Annotated in this window: 16 protein-coding genes; 5 read left to right on the plus strand and 11 right to left on the minus strand. The window is 71.4% G+C overall.

The genetic code is table 11. The features are described from left to right. Positions 1-179 precede the first annotated feature (179 nt). The 4 genes from ACUP6Y_RS00295 to ACUP6Y_RS00310 all read right to left on the minus strand — a co-directional run bounded on the left by ACUP6Y_RS00295 (position 180) and on the right by ACUP6Y_RS00310 (position 4,226). A complete protein-coding gene (locus tag ACUP6Y_RS00295; RefSeq protein WP_462553605.1) occupies positions 180-1,871 on the minus strand; it encodes an ATP-binding protein in 1,692 nt (563 codons plus the stop codon). Positions 1,872-2,000: 129 nt separating this feature from the next. Further along, positions 2,001-2,789: an MBL fold metallo-hydrolase gene (locus tag ACUP6Y_RS00300; protein WP_462553606.1), complete on the minus strand. Its 789-nt coding sequence runs from the start codon at positions 2,787-2,789 to the stop codon at positions 2,001-2,003. Positions 2,790-2,802: 13 nt separating this feature from the next. Further along, positions 2,803-3,507 (minus strand): sterol desaturase family protein, encoded by a 705-nt coding sequence (locus tag ACUP6Y_RS00305; RefSeq protein ID WP_462553607.1) that lies wholly within the window; start codon positions 3,505-3,507, stop codon positions 2,803-2,805. After that, complete coding sequence (locus tag ACUP6Y_RS00310; RefSeq protein WP_462553608.1) at positions 3,504-4,226, minus strand: FadR/GntR family transcriptional regulator; 723 nt, start codon at positions 4,224-4,226, stop codon at positions 3,504-3,506. The genes ACUP6Y_RS00305 and ACUP6Y_RS00310 overlap by 4 nt, the downstream gene beginning before the upstream one ends. 100 nt (positions 4,227-4,326) lie before the next feature. Between ACUP6Y_RS00310 and ACUP6Y_RS00315 the strand changes: the two genes are divergently transcribed. Further along, on the plus strand, positions 4,327-5,121 hold the full coding sequence (locus tag ACUP6Y_RS00315; protein WP_462553609.1) for an SURF1 family protein: 795 nt from the start codon (positions 4,327-4,329) through the stop codon (positions 5,119-5,121). Further along, positions 5,118-5,453 carry a DUF3817 domain-containing protein gene (locus tag ACUP6Y_RS00320; RefSeq protein WP_462553610.1) on the plus strand — a complete coding sequence of 112 codons (336 nt, stop codon included), beginning with the start codon at positions 5,118-5,120 and terminating at the stop codon, positions 5,451-5,453. The genes ACUP6Y_RS00315 and ACUP6Y_RS00320 overlap by 4 nt, the downstream gene beginning before the upstream one ends. A gap of 9 nt (positions 5,454-5,462) precedes the next feature. Here the strand turns inward: ACUP6Y_RS00320 and ACUP6Y_RS00325 are convergent, their stop codons facing one another. Further along, entirely contained in the window at positions 5,463-5,741 is a 279-nt protein-coding gene (locus ACUP6Y_RS00325) for a hypothetical protein (RefSeq protein ID WP_462553611.1), read from the minus strand. 171 nt (positions 5,742-5,912) lie between these two features. Here ACUP6Y_RS00325 and ACUP6Y_RS00330 point away from each other — a divergent pair, with 171 nt between their 5' ends. Next, complete coding sequence (locus tag ACUP6Y_RS00330) at positions 5,913-6,422, plus strand: peptidylprolyl isomerase (RefSeq protein ID WP_462553613.1); 510 nt, start codon at positions 5,913-5,915, stop codon at positions 6,420-6,422. A gap of 10 nt (positions 6,423-6,432) precedes the next feature. Beyond that, on the plus strand, positions 6,433-7,353 hold the full coding sequence (locus tag ACUP6Y_RS00335) for a rhomboid family intramembrane serine protease (RefSeq protein ID WP_462553614.1): 921 nt from the start codon (positions 6,433-6,435) through the stop codon (positions 7,351-7,353). Between the two features lie 256 nt (positions 7,354-7,609). Here the strand turns inward: ACUP6Y_RS00335 and ACUP6Y_RS00340 are convergent, their stop codons facing one another. After that, entirely contained in the window at positions 7,610-8,116 is a 507-nt protein-coding gene (locus ACUP6Y_RS00340) for a cell division protein CrgA (protein WP_462553616.1), read from the minus strand. 44 nt (positions 8,117-8,160) lie between these two features. Between ACUP6Y_RS00340 and ACUP6Y_RS00345 the strand changes: the two genes are divergently transcribed. After that, the gene (locus tag ACUP6Y_RS00345; protein ID WP_462553618.1) at positions 8,161-8,967 is read left to right on the plus strand and encodes a DUF881 domain-containing protein; all 807 of its coding nucleotides are present in this window, start codon (positions 8,161-8,163) and stop codon (positions 8,965-8,967) included. Between the two features lie 9 nt (positions 8,968-8,976). On the opposite strand, the gene pknB is transcribed toward ACUP6Y_RS00345, so the two are convergent. Genes pknB through ACUP6Y_RS00370 form a run of 5 tightly spaced genes read right to left on the minus strand, consistent with a single transcriptional unit; the run spans position 8,977 to position 16,877 of the window. Then, a complete protein-coding gene (pknB, locus tag ACUP6Y_RS00350) occupies positions 8,977-10,887 on the minus strand; it encodes a Stk1 family PASTA domain-containing Ser/Thr kinase (protein ID WP_462553619.1) in 1,911 nt (636 codons plus the stop codon). Then, complete coding sequence (locus tag ACUP6Y_RS00355) at positions 10,884-12,425, minus strand: serine/threonine-protein kinase (RefSeq protein WP_462553620.1); 1,542 nt, start codon at positions 12,423-12,425, stop codon at positions 10,884-10,886. Before ACUP6Y_RS00355 ends, pknB begins: the two co-directional genes overlap by 4 nt. Continuing rightward, on the minus strand, positions 12,422-13,954 hold the full coding sequence (locus ACUP6Y_RS00360) for a peptidoglycan D,D-transpeptidase FtsI family protein (protein ID WP_462553621.1): 1,533 nt from the start codon (positions 13,952-13,954) through the stop codon (positions 12,422-12,424). The genes ACUP6Y_RS00355 and ACUP6Y_RS00360 overlap by 4 nt, the downstream gene beginning before the upstream one ends. After that, positions 13,951-15,345: an FtsW/RodA/SpoVE family cell cycle protein gene (locus ACUP6Y_RS00365; protein ID WP_462553622.1), complete on the minus strand. Its 1,395-nt coding sequence runs from the start codon at positions 15,343-15,345 to the stop codon at positions 13,951-13,953. Before ACUP6Y_RS00365 ends, ACUP6Y_RS00360 begins: the two co-directional genes overlap by 4 nt. 5 nt (positions 15,346-15,350) lie before the next feature. Then, positions 15,351-16,877, minus strand: a complete 1,527-nt coding sequence (locus ACUP6Y_RS00370) for a PP2C family protein-serine/threonine phosphatase (RefSeq protein WP_462553623.1) — start codon at positions 16,875-16,877, stop codon at positions 15,351-15,353. Positions 16,878-16,886 lie beyond the last annotated feature (9 nt).

Consider the following 16,886-nt stretch of genomic DNA (forward strand, 5'->3'; position numbering starts at 1 on the left):
GGGCGACCCCGGTGCTCGGTCCGCTCGTTCGCAATGACGGGTTCGCCGCGTCGGGCCCAGGGCGATTGGTTTGTTGCACCAGCCGTCGAGGAGCACCTCGTCGCCCATGGCTCACACGTTGCATCGCATGCTCGCTGCTCGTTCTGGAGAGCGAGATGCGCTTCCTCGGATCCAGCTGCTCAGGACGACGACGCTCGTAGGTATCGCCGATGGCGGCTTGTCGCGGGGGCGGTCGCGGTCACCCGACCCATGGCCACCAGCCGTCTCAGGATCGGGCGAAGCGAACCTGGCGTCTTCCCGAGCAGCGCCGACAACTCGTTGACGTCCAGCGGATTGAACTCGTTCAAGGCGTTGACGACGTCGCGCTCCGAAGGGCGTAGACCCGGCTCAAGGCTCCAGAGCTCGTACTCCTCGCCACCGATCTCGCGGAGAAGGCCTGCGTTCACCAGTTCTGTCAGGAGGTCTCGGGCGTCGTCGGAGTCGATGCGGAGATCGGCACGGAGTCGGGAGGCGGAAACGGTACCTTCGCGTCTGGCCATCAGGAGCGCGGCGTCCTCGCGCCAGGTGAGTGGGTGGTCGGTGAGGTCGCGAAGCCAACTCCTCAGTGCGGGGATCTCGGCGCCGTGTCGCCGGAACTCGACGGAGACCTGGTCAGCGGTCGCACTGAAGCGTGGCCGGTCGAGGGCGTGCGCCTCCATCTCGTGGATCATCAGCTTGACCCCGCCGCCCTGCCCTTCGACCGTCAGACCGGCTCCGCTTGGAAACGGCACGCTTTGAAGAAGCTGCATCAGTGTCTGGTTGCGGCACCTCGACGTGCCGTCGTCCAGGTTCTCCAGGGTCTTCCCGCCCCACAGACCACCCGGGCTGGTGACGATGACTCGGTCGGGGTAGACATCGACCGTGACCGGCTGCCCGCGGAACAGCTCGTGGTACTCGCGATGCACCACCGCGTTGGCGATCGCCTCGCGCAAGACCTCGCGCGGAATCTCGAGATGTTCCTCGCGCGCGACGCCGTCCACGACGGAGTAGGTGCGCAAGTTGCGAGCCACAGCCTGCACTGCCTGGTCGATCGCCTCGGGAAGCGGCCCTTCGCAGGCAAGTCGATCGACGAAGCGGACCTTGGCTCCCGGCATCGACTTCTCGTTGGCTGGGTGGACAGTCACGTCGATCAGGAGCCGCGGGAGGAACTGCTGCGGATAGATCCCCGCAACGACCAAGCCCGCGAGCCTGACGACGCCGTCCTTGGTCGTGGCGTTCAGTCGAGCGAGTTGAACAGTCCGATCGGCCGCGCCGCGCAGTGCCTTGGACTCTCTCTTCAGATCTAGGAGCTTGTCGATCAGGACGGGATCGAGGTCGGTGACGTCGGCCTCCGGGATCGGTGAGCGATCGGATTCCTGGGGGACAAGAGTCCGTTGCATCTCGAAGATCTCGGTCGGCGACAACTTGATGTCCTTGTCGTCGACCCGCTTGTAGCTCCCGCCCTGGACACCCTTCGCCTTGACGTAGCAGGGCTTGGTGCCCAAGTCGTTCTCGGCGATCCGGATGAGCAGCACCGATCCGTCATCGACGAAGTGGCGTTCCATCGCATATGCCGGCGGCATCGCCAGCCGGCCTCCACTGCCACCATCCCCGATTCCGTCGACGAACTGGTCCCGTACGCGCTCCAGGTCGAAGCCCTCGGTGGGAGTGAATCCCACCGACTCGTCCAGCCCGAGCAGCAGGTAGCCGCCGTGAGTGTTGGCGAAGGAACTGACGGTGTCCCAGACGTTCGCTCCGAGTCCGCCGCCGCAGGCCTTGACCTCGCAATCGGCATCGTCGGTCGCTTGACGGCGGAGCCGTGCGACCAAAGTCTCGAGTTGGTCTGCCTCCATTGCCCGTTGCTCCACTCGTCTCGATGAAGCTCGTTTGAAAAACGACCTCACTGTACCTCAATGAGGTCTCACTGTACCTCAGTGAGCATTCAGTGACGTCTACTGATTCAGTGACAGATCCACGCGGTGTCAGGTGGGCCGTTGCGCGGACTTCCTGAGCTCGTCGTACTGCGCCTGGTCGTGGGCGCAGATCACGCTCACCTCGGCGTTGGTCCGGGCCAGCTCCTGGAGCCGCTCGAGGTTGGCGACCCGCTGCCTGTTGTCGACCGCCATCAGCCGCTGGAACGCGGCCAGTGAGACGGGGCAGGTCGGCGGGTCGGCGAGCTGGCCGCCGTGGAAGAAGGCGTCGCCGGCGTGGAGCAGCCAGCGGCCGTCGTCGCGCCGTACGGCGACCCCGGCGTGGCCGCGGGTGTGCCCCGCGAGCGGGACGATCACCACGTCGTCGGCCAGCGCGGTGACCGAGGCGAACCCGAACCAGTCGTCGCCGTCCTCCTCGTGCAGCGTCCACCGCGGCGCGTGCGCCCACTGGCCCGCGACATAGCGTGCCCTCTCGTTGAGGCGGGGGCGGGTGGCCGCGGCGTGCTCGGCCCGGTGGACGTGGATCCGGGCGTTCGGGAAGTCGCCGATGCCGCCCGCGTGGTCGAGGTCGAGGTGGGTCAGCACGATGTCGGTCACCTCCGCCGGGTCGTGGCCGCGCGCCCGCACCTGCGCCAGCGCCGTCTCGCCCGGGTCGAGGTCGGGCCGCACGGCCGCGAGGAACGGACGGCCGAGGCGCCGGCGGTCGGCCAGGTCGCCGGTGCCGAAGCCGGTGTCGACCAGCGCCAGCCCGTCGGGTCGCTCGAGGAGCAGGACGTGGGCGACCATGGGGGGAGCGAGGGCGGGCCTCATGGTCGCGCAGTTGAGGTGGGAGATCCGCACGGCGCTCAGCCTGTCACGCGTCCCGGTCGTGCAGGCGCTGAACCGTCGGCGAGGTCGGCACCGTGCTCGGGTCGGGAGCGGTGCCGAACAGCCGGTCCGCCGTGCCCGCGCTGGTGACGGTGAACCAGTAGTGCTCGCTCTTGTAGTGGTGCAGCCGGTGGTTGCGCCAGACCTTGCGGTACCACGCCGACCTCGGCCGGTAGTCGCTGTGGAGCAGGTAGTGGGTCCACTCGTAGGCGGACGTGATCGCGTAGACCGCGCTCAGCAGCGTGAACATCGCGCTCGTGGTCGGGGTGACCAGCCAGGCCACGAGGGTCCAGGTGGGGGCCAGCCACAGCTGGGCCTGCCAGGGGATGAAGACCAGCGGGATCGCGCGCGGGTCGGCGTGGTGGGCACGGTGCTTGCGGGCGAGGAGGGGGTCGAGGGTGAGCCGCCCGAGCTGTCGCGGGCGCCAGTGCAGGACGAACACGTGGATCACCCACTCCACGACCGGCAGCATCGCCACCAGCCCCACCGGGATCGCCAGCTCCCACCAGCTCCCCGGCCCGGCGTCGCCCCGGCCGGCCTGTACTCGACCGATCAGGGCGGCGACCAGGCAGGTGGCCAGCAGGTACGGGCTCGGGTGGCGCCAGAACTCGGCGTGGACCTGGCCCATCGTGAGATTGGTACGGCGCCCTCCGACGTACCGCTCGTCGAGGTCCGCCTCCCGGCGGCTCACCGGTCCTCCCCCATGGCCGCGAACGCGCCGAGCAGCGTGTCGGCGGTCGGGGTGAGCACCCGGGCCGCGGCCGCGCGGGCGGTGGCGGCGTCGCCGGACCGGACGGCGGCGGTGAGCAGCAGGTAGGGCTCGACCTGCCCGACCTCCCCGGCGAGGACGGTCGCGAGTGCGGGGAGCGCGGGCTCGTAGGCGGCCCGCAGGCTGTTGAACATCAGCCGGAACACCATCGAGTCGGCGCCGTCGGTGAGCAGGTCCCAGTAGTCGAGGGCCAGCACCTGCCAGTCGACGGCGTCGGTGGTCTCGGTCATGGTGTCGGTGACCGCGTCGAGGCCGGACGCCAGCGTCGGCCCGCCGCGCTCGGCCGCGAGCGCCGCGATCCCGGGTCCCACCTCGGCACGCGCCTCGAGCACACTGCGGCCGATCGAGGTGTCGAGCCGGTCGCCGCGGACCAGCAGCCGGGGCAGCAGGTCGAGCCCGGCGGCGCGGCGGAAGTCGCGGACCACGGTCGCGCCGCCGTGGCGTACCTCGACCAGCCCGGTCGCCGCGATCCGCTGCAGCGCCTCGCGCACCGCCGGCCGGGAGATGCCGAGCACCTCCGCGAGCCGGCGCTCGCTGGGCAGCGGCTCGCCGGCCGCCAGCTCGCCGTCGACCACGTCGTCGACGAGCTGGTCGACGACCTGGTCGGCCACGGAGCGGCGGGTGACGGGACGCAGGGCCATGGCGCTCACGTTAGGCCGGACTGGTCGTGTGGTCAAGTGGTAAGACCAGTTGGTCGATCCCGGTGCCGGCCGGCGGCAGTCCGGCTCGTAGGCTGCTGGCGTGGCGCGCTGGTGGAGCATGAGGCTGTGGGGCGCCCATCTGCTCGGTCTGGTCTGCGTGGCGATAGCGGTGGGCATGGGCGGGTGGCAGTACGACGCCTGGCAGGCCCGCCGCGACGCCGAGCGGGTCGACCTGACCCACGCCGAGCCGGTGCCGATCACCGAGCTGATCGGCCCCGACGACCCGTTCCCGACGATCGGCCTGGGCCGGCCGGTGGAGGTGCGCGGCACCTTCCTGCCGGAGGGCACGGTGCTGGTGTCCGGCCGGGCCGGCGCGGCCGGAGCCGACGGTGGCTGGCTGGTCACGCCGATCACGGTCGGTGACGCGTCGGCCCCCGCCGTACCCGTGGTGCGGGGGTGGGTCCCCGCCGGTACCGATCCCGCCACCCTGCCCGCGCCGCCGGCCGGCGAGGTCGACCTGGTCGGCTGGCTGCAGCCCCCGGAGGGCAGCGGCCAGGTCGACGACGACCCGCGCGACGACGTGCTGCCCGAGCTGCGGATCGCCGACCTGGTGCAGCGCGTCGACCAGGACCTGTACGGCGCCTACGTGGTCGCCGAGGAGCCGCTGGCCGCCGACGCCGCGGCCGGGGTGGACGGCGCGACGCTCGACCAGCTGCCGGAGGCGAGCCGGTTCACCGGGCTGCGCAACATCCTGTACGCGATCGAGTGGTGGGTGTTCGCGGCCTTCGCGGCCTTCTTGTGGTGGCGCTACGTGCGCGACGCCACGGCGGAGCGGGACGTGGAGGAGGCCGACGCGGAGGCGGCCGGGGACGTCGTCGTACCCTCGGACTCGTGACCAAGCTCTTCAACGTCTACCGCGTGCTGGCGCTCGTGGTCGGCGTGCTCCTGCTCGTCGGCACCGTCGGCTCGCTGCTGAAGTACCTGCTCGAGGACGGCACCACGCTGCAGCGGCTCGGTGACGACCTCACCCCGATCTGGCTGGTGCATGGCTGGATCTACATCGTGTACGTCGTCGTCGCCTTCCTGCTCACCCAGAAGGCGCGCTGGACGATCCCCCAGCTGCTGCTGATGCTGGTGGCGGGCCTGATCCCGGGCCTGATCTTCTGGGTCGAGCGCAGGGTCGCCCAGCGCCTGCGCGAGGACCACGCGGAGCTCGCCCAGGGCTGAGGTCCCGGCTCAGCCCTGCGGCTCCTCCGGCAGCGGGTCGGTCAGCGGGTCCGGCCGCTCGTCGGACGGCGGCGGGACCTGGTCGGGCTCGTCGATCGGCTCGGGCGCGTTGTCGACGAGCAGCTCGTCCGGCGCCGGCGGTGCCGGTGGTGCGGGTGCGGGCGGCGTGGCCGGCTCCGGGGCGGACTGCCACGGCGAGTCGTTCCCTCCGCCCTGCAGCCTCTTCGCCACCGCGGTCACCACCGCCCCCAGCGCACCGAGGACCACCAGCTTCTTCAGCTTTCCCATGCCCTGCGCTCCCTTCGTCGTTCCCGACCCGGTCGGGTCGACGACTCCATCCCACCACGCGCCCGGTGGCGGGGGTCAACCCCTGCCGGGCCTGTGGTCGGGCGGGTGGGCGTCAGTAGGATCGACGTCGTTCCGCATCACACCCGCACCAGCTGGAGACGAGGCACTTCCATGGCAGAGCAGCAGGCCGTCCTGAAGACCAACAAGGGCGACATCACGCTCAACCTGTTCCCGAACCACGCGCCGGAGACGGTCGCCAACTTCACCGGCCTCGCCTCGGGCGAGAAGTCGTACGACGCCGGCAACGGTCGCACGGGCAATTTCTACGACGGGCTCACCTTCCACCGCGTCATCCCCGGCTTCATGATCCAGGGCGGCTGCCCGCTCGGCACCGGCACCGGCGGCCCGGGCTACACCTTCAAGGACGAGCCGCACCCCGAGCTGGTCTTCGACAAGCCGTACCTGCTCGCCATGGCCAACGCCGGCCCGGGCACCAACGGCTCGCAGTTCTTCATCACCGTCGGCAAGACCGACTGGCTGAACTTCAAGCACACCATCTTCGGCGAGGTCGCCGACCAGGCCGGCCGCGACGTCGTCGACGCCATCGCCGCCGTCCAGACCGGCCCGATGGACCGTCCGGTCGAGCCGGTCGTCATCGAGTCCGTCGAGCTCGTCGGCTGACCCACCCCGCATGCCTACCCCTCCGGTCGGAGTGCCGACCTGCTACCGGCACTCCGACCGCGAGACCTGGATCCGCTGCCAGCGCTGCGACCGCCCGATCTGCCCCGACTGCATGCACGAGGCGTCCGTGGGCTTCCAGTGCCCCGAGTGCATCGCCGAGGGGCGCGCGTCGGTGCGCCAGGCCAGGACGGCGTACGGCGGTCAGCTCACCGGCAGCCCCGGCGCGGTCTCCATCGCGCTGATCGGCATCAACGTCGTCGTCTGGATCGCGATCATGGCGACCGGTCGCTACGGCAGCCGGCTCTTCGAGCTGTTCGCGCTCGCGCCCCGAGGGGCGTGCCGCGAGGGCAACGGCGCCTGGTACCCGTTCATGGACGAGGCCTCGTGCGCGGCCGGCACCACCGCCCACTGGGCCGGCGGCGTCAGCGACGGCGCGCCGTGGCAGCTGCTCACCTCGGTGTTCACCCACGTCGAGCCGCTGCACCTCGCCTTCAACATGTTCGCCCTGTGGGTGCTCGGTCCGCAGCTCGAGGCGCTCTTCGGCCGCAGCCGCTACCTGGCCCTCTACCTGCTCTCCGGCCTCGCCGGATCGGTGGCCGTCTACTGGCTCTCCAGTGAGCAGGGCACCACCGTCGGCGCCTCCGGAGCCGTCTTCGGTCTGATGGGCGCGCTCGTCGTGGTCGGCCTCAAGCTCGGCGCCAACATCCAGAGCCTGCTGCTGTGGATCGGCATCAACGTCGTACTCACCTTCACGCTCTCGAACGTCTCCTGGCAGGGCCACTTCGGCGGCCTGCTCGGTGGCGCCGCCATCGCCGCCGTGCTGGTGCTGGCCCCGAAGGAGCGTCGTACCGCGATCCAGGTCGCCGGCCTCTCCGCGATCGGCGCCCTGCTCGTCGTCGCCGCCGTGCTCCGCACCCTCACCCTCACCTGACCCGGCTCGAACTGACTCCGAGATCCCGCCGACCCGGCGCAAACGAACGCATCTCGGCGTTCACTTTGCGCCGGGTCGGCGTTTTCCCCAGGGTTCTCCACCGATGTGGACGAATGACAGCGGTGTGTTTCGTGGCCGGCCTGGGCGAGTTACACCGAGGTAGTTTCTCCCCAGCTGTGGAGATCCCTGGGGAAAACCACACCGCGCCGGGGACCACGAGAGGTCCACCGGCGCGGCGTACGAAAGAGGGGGAGGACTACTCCCAGCGGGTGGCGAAGGCGAAGCCGACGGCCATGAAGCCGATGCCGACGAACAGGTTCTTCTGGCCCAGGTCGTTGAGGATCGGGATGTCCTTGGGGTCGTTGCCCGTGAGGAAGATGTAGAAGAGGCAGATCCACAGCAGCCCGATGAGGAAGCACGCGAGCATGCTGACCACCACGCCGCGGCCACGGCCCAGGGGGGTCGACGGGTGGGCGGAGATCATCAGGCCGAGGAACAGCGCGATGAACCCGATCAGGTAGTTCTTGGCCTCGAGGTCGGCGAAGAACGACGGGCCGCCGGGCTGGCGCACCTTGCCGTTGGCGCCGATGCTGCCGAACCCGTCAGTGGGCCGGATGCCGAAGTAGTAGTAGAGGATCCAGGCGATGCCACCGAGGATCAGCAGCAGCGCGATGGCGAACCGCACGCTCATCAGCGGGCCGCGATCGGGGTCGCCGAAGACCTCGCGCTCCTTGCGCTTCGACAGGCGGGACGACTTCGCCACGGGTGGCTCCTCGATCAGGTTCTGTGGTGGTGGACACTGTCAGTATGACGGGTGCCCACGCCGGAGGTACGACGGGCCGCCGACCCGACGCGCAGAGGCGCTCCCGGCTGTGGCGGGTCGGCACGCCGGCGGTCGTGCTGCTGAGCGGCGCGCTGCTCGCCGTCTCGGCCACCAACAGCGAGGGCTCGGACCTGCGCCCCGGCCGCTACACCGACCTCGCGGGCCTGGTGGAGGGCGAGGCGGCGGACTACCGCAAGGTCGAGCAGCAGTACCAGGACCTGTCCGAGCAGGTCGACCGACTCAGCGAGGGGGTCGGTGACAAGAGCGTGCGCGACGCCCGGCGTGAGATCGCCAAGCTGCGCGACCCGGCGGGGATGACGCCGCGCACCGGCCCGGGCCTGAAGGTCACCCTGTCCGACGCGCCCGAGGAGCTGCTCGACGAGGCGGTCGAGCGCAACAAGCATCTCGACCCCGACGACCGGCTCAACCTCAACCGGTTCGTGGTCCACCAACAAGACATCCAGGCCTTGGTCAACGCGCTGTGGAAGGGCGGCGCGACGGCGGTCACGATCGCCGGCCAGCGGGTGATCTCGACGACCGGCATCCGCTGCAAGGGCCCGGTCGTCCAGCTCCAGGGTGAGCCGTTCCCCCAGCCCTACGTCATCGAGGCGGTCGGCGACCCGGACGAGCTCTACTCCGCGGTCGCCGGCGACCCGATCGTCGCCGGCTACCGCAAGGACGCCGACAACCCGCTGATCAAGATGGGCTGGGACCTCGACGTCGAGGACCGGATCGAGGCGCCGGCGTACGACGGACTGGTCGACCTGCAGTACGCCCGCCCCCTGCGCTGATCGGCAGGCCTATCGCCGTACCCGCCCCAGCGGGTTGAGCGGGTCGGTCCCGGCGGCCACCTCGGCGCCGTCGCTGACACCGTCGCCGTCGGTGTCCGGATTGGCGGGGTCCGTGCCGCGGGTGGCCTCGTCGGCGTCCGGCAGGCCGTCGCCGTCGGTGTCGGTGACCGGGGGTGGCGGCGCGGGCTCGTAGGTCGACACGAAGATGACGACGTTGGAGCCCTTGGCCAGGGTGCCGTTGGCGGGGATCTGCTCGGTGACCCGTCCCTTCTTCTGGCTGGAGTCGTCGGGCCGGGCCTCGCGGACGACGGGCACGAAGCCGGCGTCCTTGATCGCCTGCTCGGCGGCGGCCTGCTTCATGCCGACCACGCTCGGCACCGTCTCGGGGCCGTCGGAGAGGCACAGTTCGACGGTGGCGTCCTGGTCGACCATGGTGTTGGCGGGCGGGCTCTGCTCGACGACGGTGTTCTTCGGCTCGTCGGTGTCGCACTCGCGCTCGCTGATGTTGCGCTCGACGATGCCCGCGTCGACGAGGGTCTGGATCGCGTCCTTGCGCTTCTGCTCGACCACCGAGGGCAGCGCGAACTGCCCCTTGCCGAGGGAGACCACGAAGTTGATCCGGCTGCCCTCGGCGACGTAGTCGTCACCGACCGGGTCCTGCTCGATCACCCGCCCGGCCTCGATGGTGTCGTCGTTGCGGACGCTCACGGTGCCGACCTCGAAGCCGGCCTTGCCGATCGCGGCGCGGGCGTCGTCCTCGGTCATCCGGACCAGGTTGGGGACCCGTACGGGCGGTGGCGTGGTGTCGAAGAGCCGGGGCAGCACGAAGAACGCGGTGCCGATCAGCGCGGCGATCAGGACGCCGAGGAGGATCCACAGGGTCGCCCGGCTGCGGCGGTCGCTGTCGCGGTCCCGGCTGGGCGGCAGCGGCTGCCGGATCGCGGTCTCGGCGTGCTCGACCGGCGCGGCGTGGCGCGGTGTGACGGCCGCCGTCTCGCTGGTCTGGGCCGACAACGCTGCGGGCAGCACGGCCTGCACCGGCCGACCCGCGAGATAGCGCTCGATGTCGGCGCGCATCTGGGCGGCCGACTGGTAGCGGTCCTCGACCCGCTTGGCGAGCGCCTTCATCACGATCGCGTCGACCTCGGGGGTGAGGTCGTCCTCGTGCCGCGACGGGGGTACGGCGGGCTCGCGGACGTGCTGGTAGGCGACGGCCACGGGGGAGTCGCCGACGAACGGCGGCCGCCCGGTGAGCAGCTCGTAGAGCAGGCAGCCGGCGGAGTAGACGTCGGAGCGGGAGTCGACGGTCTCGCCGCGGGCCTGCTCGGGGGAGAGGTACTGGGCGGTGCCGACGACAGCCGCGGTCTGGGTCATCGAGGACTGGGCGTCGCTCATCGCGCGGGCGATGCCGAAGTCCATCACCTTGATATCGCCCGACGGGGTGAGCATCACGTTGCCGGGCTTGATGTCGCGGTGGATGATCCCGGCGCGGTGGCTGTAGTCGAGCGCCGACAGCACGCCGCTGGTGATCTCCAGGGCCCGCTCGGGCAGGATCTTGCGGCCCTCGCGCAGGATGTCGCGCAGGGTGCGCCCGGCGACGTACTCCATCACGATGTAGGGGACCACCTCGGTGCTGCCGTCGAGATGGGTGGTGCGCTCCTCGCCGGTGTCGTAGACCGCGACGATCGCGGGGTGGTTGAGCGACGCCGAGGACTGGGCCTCGCGGCGGAACCGGGCCTGGAAGGTGGCGTCGCTGGCCAGGTCGGTGCGCAGCCGCTTGACGGCCACGACCCGTCCGAGCCGGGTGTCGGTGCCCTTGCGGACCTCGGCCATGCCGCCGCGGCCGAGGAGCTCACCGAGCTCGTACCGTCCGCCGACGACGGGCCGGCCGGGGCCGGGCTCGTGCGGAGGAGTGGTCACTGGGCACCACCTGTCAGGTCGGTGGGTGCAGTGGGCAGGGTGATCGGGTCGCTCGGCGTCGTGGGCGCCGTGGTGGGCTCCTCGGGCTCCGGACCCCAGTAGTAGACGACGATCGCGTCGCCCACGGTGAGGGTGCCGTTGCGGGAGAAGCGCGAGACGGTGCCCTCGTCGCAGCCGTCGTTGGTCGCGGAGTCCTGCTCCCAGGTGACCTTGAGGCCGTCGGACTTCAGGTCCGCGACGGCGTCGCGGTAGTTCTTGAAGCAGGTGTACTGCTCCTGGTCGACGTCCACCGTCTTCGGCGCCTCCGTGGTGGGCTCGGTCGTCGGCTCGGTGGTGGGCTCCGTGGTGGGCTCGGTCGTCGGCTCGGTGGTCGGCTCCGAGGTCGGCGTGTCCTCGGCGACCGGAGTGTCGTCGCCGCGGTCGCCGAGCAGCAGCACGGCCGCGACCACGGCGAGGATGACCAGCACGACCACGGCGATCGCGATCGGCCACGGCGACCGGCGCTGCTCGTCGTCGGCGTCGGGACGTGCGTCGCCGGCGTACGCCGAGGGGCTGCCGAGGCGGCGCATCGGCTGCGACGGCGGGTTGGGCGCGGGCGTCGGGACCGGGACGGACGGCACCACGCCGGTCAGCACCTGGGTGTGGCCGTCCTCGGGCTCCTCGGCCGCCGCGGCGGCGACCTCGGGGGAGCGGAGCGCGGCGGCGAAGGCGGCGCCGTCGGCGTACCGCTGCGCGGGGTCCTTCGCCAGCGCCCGGCGGACGACGGCCGCCAACGGCCCCGGCACACTCGGCGGCAGCTGGGGCACCGGCTGCTGGAGGTGCGCGAGCGCGGTCGCGACCGGCGTCTCGGCCTCGAACGGGCGCCGCCCCGACAGGCACTCGAAGGCCACGACGCCGAGGGAGTAGACGTCGGAGGCCGGCGTCGACGGGTTGCCGCGGGCCTGCTCGGGACTGAGGTACTGGGGCGTGCCCATCACCGAGCCGGTGCGGGTCAGCGCGACCGAGTCGAGGGCGCGGGCGATGCCGAAGTCGGTGATCTTGACCGTGCGGTCGGAGGTGACCAGCAGGTTGGCCGGCTTCACGTCGCGATGCACGATCCCGGCGCGGTGCGCGACGCCGAGCGCCTCGGCGGCCTGCGCCATCAGGTCCTGCACGACCGCGACGTCCAGGGTGCGCCCGCTCGCGCGGGCGTTGGACAGCAGTGCGGACAGCGGCTGGCCGTCGACCAGCTCCATCACGAGGTACGGCGGCAGGTCGTCGCCGGCGCCCTCGGCATGGCCGCCGGCGCCGGCGCCGTAGTCGTAGACCCCCGCGATCCCGGGGTGGTGCAGCGCGGCGGCACTGCGCGCCTCGCCCTCGAACCGGCTGCGGAACATCGCGTCGTCCGCGTACTCCGGCTTGAGGACCTTCACCGCGACCGGCCGGCCGAGCCGGGTGTCGGTCGCGCGCCAGACCACGCCCATGCCGCCGGTGGCGATCATGGAGTCGAGGCGGTAGCGACCGGCCCGGTCGGCGTACCTGCTCTGCTCGGAGGTCACTTCTTCAACACCGCTTCCATCACTGCCTTCGCGATCGGACCACCGAGCTGGCCGCCCGCGATCTCGCCGCACGCCCGGTCGGGCGCCTCTTCGATCATGACTGCCACCGCCACCTCGGCGTCCTCCGCGGGCGCGAAGGACACGAACCAGGCGTACGGCGGCTTCCCGCCCGCGCTGCACAGCGAGTCACCGCGCTGCGCCGTGCCGGTCTTGCCCGCCACCTTGACGCCGTCGATCGCGGCGGGCGAGGCCGTGCCGTTGTCGACGGTGGCCTCGAGGAGCTGGGTGAGCTCGCCGGCGGTCTGTGCGGACACGGCGTGCTCGTTGAAGACCTCGGGCTCGGTCGTGCGCAGCACGTTGAACCCGGCGGTCTGCACCTTCTCGACGAGGTACGGGCGCATCAGGGTGCCCTGGTTGGCGATCGCCGCGGTGACCATCGCCATCTGCAGCGGCGTGGCCTGGACGGTGTTCTGGCCGATGCCGGTCTGCGCGGTCTCGGCGAGGCTGAGCTCGCGGGTGCCGCCGCCCTCGCTCTGCGGCACCTCGACGCTGGTCGGGTAGACCGACTGCACCTGGCCCTGCAGGTCGCGCAGGTAGTCGCTGTTGAACCCGAACGCCTCGGCCTGGGCCCGCATCTTCTCCGGTCCGACGTCGACCGCGAGCTGCGCGAAGGTCGTGTTGCACGACCACTCCATGGCCGTGGCGAAGGAGATCTTGGCGGGACTGCACTGGCCGCGCCCGTCGTTGCCGATCTTGTGGGTCGTGCCCGGCGGCTGGTACGTCGCGCCCGCGGCCACCTGCTCGCCGGCGTGGGCCTTGTCGTTCTCGATCGCGGCGGCCGCGGTGACCAGCTTGAAGGTCGAGCCGGGGAACAGCCGGGTGCGGATCGCGCGGTTGAGCAGCGGCTCCCGGTCGTCGGCGTCGAGCTCCCGATAGGCCGCGGACGCCTTCGCGGAGTCGTGGGTGGCCAGCTCGTTGGGGTCGTACGACGGGTAGCTGGCCATCGCCAGGATCCGGCCGGTCTTGGGCTGGATCGCCACCACCGAGCCCTCGCCGCGGGGCCCGAGGGTGTCGCGCAGGCCCTCGAACGCCGCCTTCTGGGCGGCAGCGTCGAGGGTGAGCACGACATTGCCGCCCTGCGCGGTCTCGCCCTTGAGCAGGTCGACCAGTCGGGTCACGAACAGCTGCGGGTCCTCGCCGGTCAGCACGGCGTTCTGGCTGCGCTCGATGCCGGTCTGGCTGCCGAGCTGGAGGTAGCCGGTCACCGGGGCGAACATCCGAGCGCCGGACTCGGGGTAGACCCGCAGGTACTTGTAGCGGTCGTCGACCGGCTTGCTCGTCGCGACCGGCTCGTCGCCGACGATGATCTGGCCCCGCTCGCGGCTGTAGGACGCCTCGGCGACCCGGGCGTTGCGCGGGTCCTTGTTATAGGAGCCGGACTTCACGAACTGCACGTAGGTCACGTTCGCCATCAGGGCGACGAACAGGAACATGCAGAAGATCGAGACCGCTCGGATGGGCTTGTTCATCGCCACTCCGGCCTGACCTTGACGACCTGGGTGGACTGCTCGTCGGGATCGCCCCCGTCGTCGGCCGCCAGGTCGGGCAGCGGCCGGCGGGCCTGGTCGGAGATCCGCAGCAGGATCGCGATGATCACCCAGTTCGCGACGAGGGACGAGCCGCCGTAGGACAGGAACGGTGTGGTGAGGCCGGTCAGCGGGATCAGCCGGGTGACGCCGCCGATGACGACGAACACCTGCAGTGCGAAGACCGCGGCCAGACCGGTGGCGACCAGCTTGCCGAATCCGTCGCGGGAGATCAGCGCCGCGCGCAGCGCCCGCTCCACGACCAGGCCGTAGAGCAGCAGCACCGCCATCACGGCGGTCAGGCCCAGCTCCTCGCCGATGGCGGCGAGGATGAAGTCGGACTCGACGTACGGCACCCGCTGGGGCATGCCGTCGCCGAGGCCGCGGCCCACCAGTCCGCCCCAGGCGAAGCCGTAGAGCGCCTGCACCAGCTGGTAGCCCTTGCCGTCGGCGTCGGCGAACGGGTGCAGCCAGATGTCGACGCGGCTCTGCACGTGGCCGAAGAGGCGGTACGCCGCCGTGGCGCCGCCGAAGAACAGCAGCGCGCCGACCACGAGCCAGCCGGGACGCTCGGTGGCGACGTACAGCATGACCAGGAAGAGGCCGAAGAAGAGCAGGCTGGAGCCCAGGTCGCGCTGCAGCACCAGGATGCCGAGGCTGACCACCCACATCATCAGCACCGGGCCGAGGTCGCGGCCGCGGGGCAGGTCGACGAAGACCACCCGCCGCCCGGCGAGCGCGAGCGCGTCGCGGTGGACGACGAGGTAGCCGGCGAAGGTGATGACGAGCAGCAGCTTGGCGACCTCGCCGGGCTGGAAGCTGAAGGGCCCCAGCGAGATCCAGATCTTGGCGCCGTTGATGGAGGTGCCGAGGCCGGGGACCATCGGCAAGATCAGCAGCACGATCGCGGCCAGGCCGGAGGTGTAGGTGAACCGGGCCAGTAGCCGGTGGTCGGGCAGCGCGATCAGGGTGCCGACGAAGAGCGCGACACCGAGTGTCATCCAGGTCAGCTGCTGGCTGGCCAGGCTGGTGTCCTTGGCCAGGTCGACGCGGTGGATGATCGCCAGGCCCAGGCCGTTGAGGGCCGCCACGACGGGCAGCAGCACCGGGTCGGCGTACGGCGCGACGATGCGGACCGCGACATGGGCCGCCACCACGAGCAGGGTCAGCCAGCCGCCGTACCCGATCAGGTTGGCGGGCACCTCGCCGTCGACGCCGAGGCCGACGGCGGCGTAGGCGCCGATGCCGACGATCAGGGCGAGCACGAGCAGGAACAGCTCCGCACCCCGCCGGCGGCGGTGGACGAACCCCATCAGAGCCGAGTTGGTGGCCATCGGCCTCACGACCCCTGGGGGCCGAGCGTGGTCAGGTCGGCCGCGCCGCCCTCGGTCGGGGTGGTGAACGGCGAGGCCGAGTCGGTGGGCGGCGTGGTGGGCGGCGTGGTGGTCGGCGTGGTGGTCGGGGCGGGGGTCGTCCGGTCCTGGGACTGCCGGCCGTTGGCGCCGATCCGGGTGATCGCGGCGCGCGCCCGCTCGACGCTGCCGTAGATCATCGCGCCGCCCCGGACCTCCTCCTGCGTGGACTCCTGCAGGTCCTCGACCTCGAGGTCGGAGACCTCGTAGACGTGGGACAGGCCCGGCACGTCGACGCCGCGGTAGATGACGACATAGCCGTCCTGCTCGCCGACGTAGTACTTCTGCTGGCTCCACCAGTACGCCGTGCCGAGCGCGATCCAGACCAGGCCGAGCGCGATCGCGGCCGCCAGCACGCGTCGGGCCCAGGCGAAGCGCGGCGGCGGCTGCGGGGCATAGCGCAGCGCCTCCGGGTCGACGATCGGGTCCTCGGGGATGGCGTAGCCGACCCCGGCGGGGATCTCGGCGGTGACCGGCTCGAGCTCGCCGGTGTCGCCGGAGCGGTGGCCGCGGAACAGGCCGCGCGCCCGCCGCCGGCTCATGTCGGCCGCGGCGCCGACCACCATCGGGTCGCCCGGTGTCCGCTCGGCCGGGTCGACGACGTCGGCGACCACGCAGGTCACGTTGTCGGAGCTGCCGGCGTCCAGGCTGGCCCGGACCAGCTCGATCGAGCTGAACTCCGGCGTCCCGTCGCCCAGCAGCGCGGTGATCCGGTCGTCCTCGAGCACGCCGCACGCGCCGTCGCTGCACAAGAACAGCCGGTCGCCCGGCACCAGCTCCAGCGCGAACAGGTCCGGCTCCACGTCGTGGAGGCCGTCGAGCGCCTTGAGGATCAGGTTGCGGTGGGGGTGGACCCGCGCCTCCGCCTCGGTGATCCGGCCCTCGTCGATCAGACTCTGCACGAAGGTGTGGTCGTTGGTCAGCTGGGAGAGCTCGCCGTCGCGCAGCAGGTAGGCGCGCGAGTCGCCGATGTGGCCGACCGCGAGCCGCTGGCCGTCGAAGAGCGCGACCGTGGCCGTCGTACTGGTGCCGTTGAGGGCGGGGTCCTGGTCGACCTGCGCGCCGATCGAGACGTGCGCCTCGTGGAGGCCGTCGTTGACCCGGTCGATCACGTCCACCGAGCCGGGGGACTCGTCGAGCTGGCGCAGCTCGCCGATCGCCGTACCGGAGGCGATGTCGCCGCGGGCCGCCCCACCCACGCCGTCGCAGACGGCGAGCAGCCACGGGCCGGAGTAGCCGGAGTCCTGGTTGTCCTTGCGCACCCGGCCGACGTCGGACACGGCGTACCCGTCGAGCTGGAGCAGCGGGCGGGTCACCGGGAGGGGTACGTCGACCGTGTCGGGCTGGGGGTCGTGCGGCACCCCCTGCGCATCGATCGGTACCTCGGGCGCGGCGTCGGGGACGGGCACCTCCTCGGTCTCCGGGGCCGGGGAGTCGTTGCCGGGGTCGGTCATGCGGCCATG

It is taken from the genome of Nocardioides sp. S5-5 (assembly GCF_054954065.1).

What these genes read in the sequence shown, in the direction of transcription:
- ACUP6Y_RS00295 (WP_462553605.1), bottom strand. Translation starts at nt 1,871, where the DNA reads ATGGAGGCAGACCAACTCGAGACTTTGGTCGCACGGCTCCGCCGTCAA.
- ACUP6Y_RS00310 (WP_462553608.1), bottom strand. Translation starts at nt 4,226, where the DNA reads ATGGCCCTGCGTCCCGTCACCCGCCGCTCCGTGGCCGACCAGGTCGTC.
- ACUP6Y_RS00325 (WP_462553611.1), bottom strand. Translation starts at nt 5,741, where the DNA reads ATGGGAAAGCTGAAGAAGCTGGTGGTCCTCGGTGCGCTGGGGGCGGTG.
- ACUP6Y_RS00330 (WP_462553613.1), top strand. Translation starts at nt 5,913, where the DNA reads ATGGCAGAGCAGCAGGCCGTCCTGAAGACCAACAAGGGCGACATCACG.
- ACUP6Y_RS00335 (WP_462553614.1), top strand. Translation starts at nt 6,433, where the DNA reads ATGCCTACCCCTCCGGTCGGAGTGCCGACCTGCTACCGGCACTCCGAC.
- ACUP6Y_RS00345 (WP_462553618.1), top strand. Translation starts at nt 8,161, where the DNA reads ATGACGGGTGCCCACGCCGGAGGTACGACGGGCCGCCGACCCGACGCG.
- ACUP6Y_RS00360 (WP_462553621.1), bottom strand. Translation starts at nt 13,954, where the DNA reads ATGAACAAGCCCATCCGAGCGGTCTCGATCTTCTGCATGTTCCTGTTC.
- ACUP6Y_RS00365 (WP_462553622.1), bottom strand. Translation starts at nt 15,345, where the DNA reads ATGGCCACCAACTCGGCTCTGATGGGGTTCGTCCACCGCCGCCGGCGG.
- ACUP6Y_RS00370 (WP_462553623.1), bottom strand. Translation starts at nt 16,877, where the DNA reads ATGACCGACCCCGGCAACGACTCCCCGGCCCCGGAGACCGAGGAGGTG.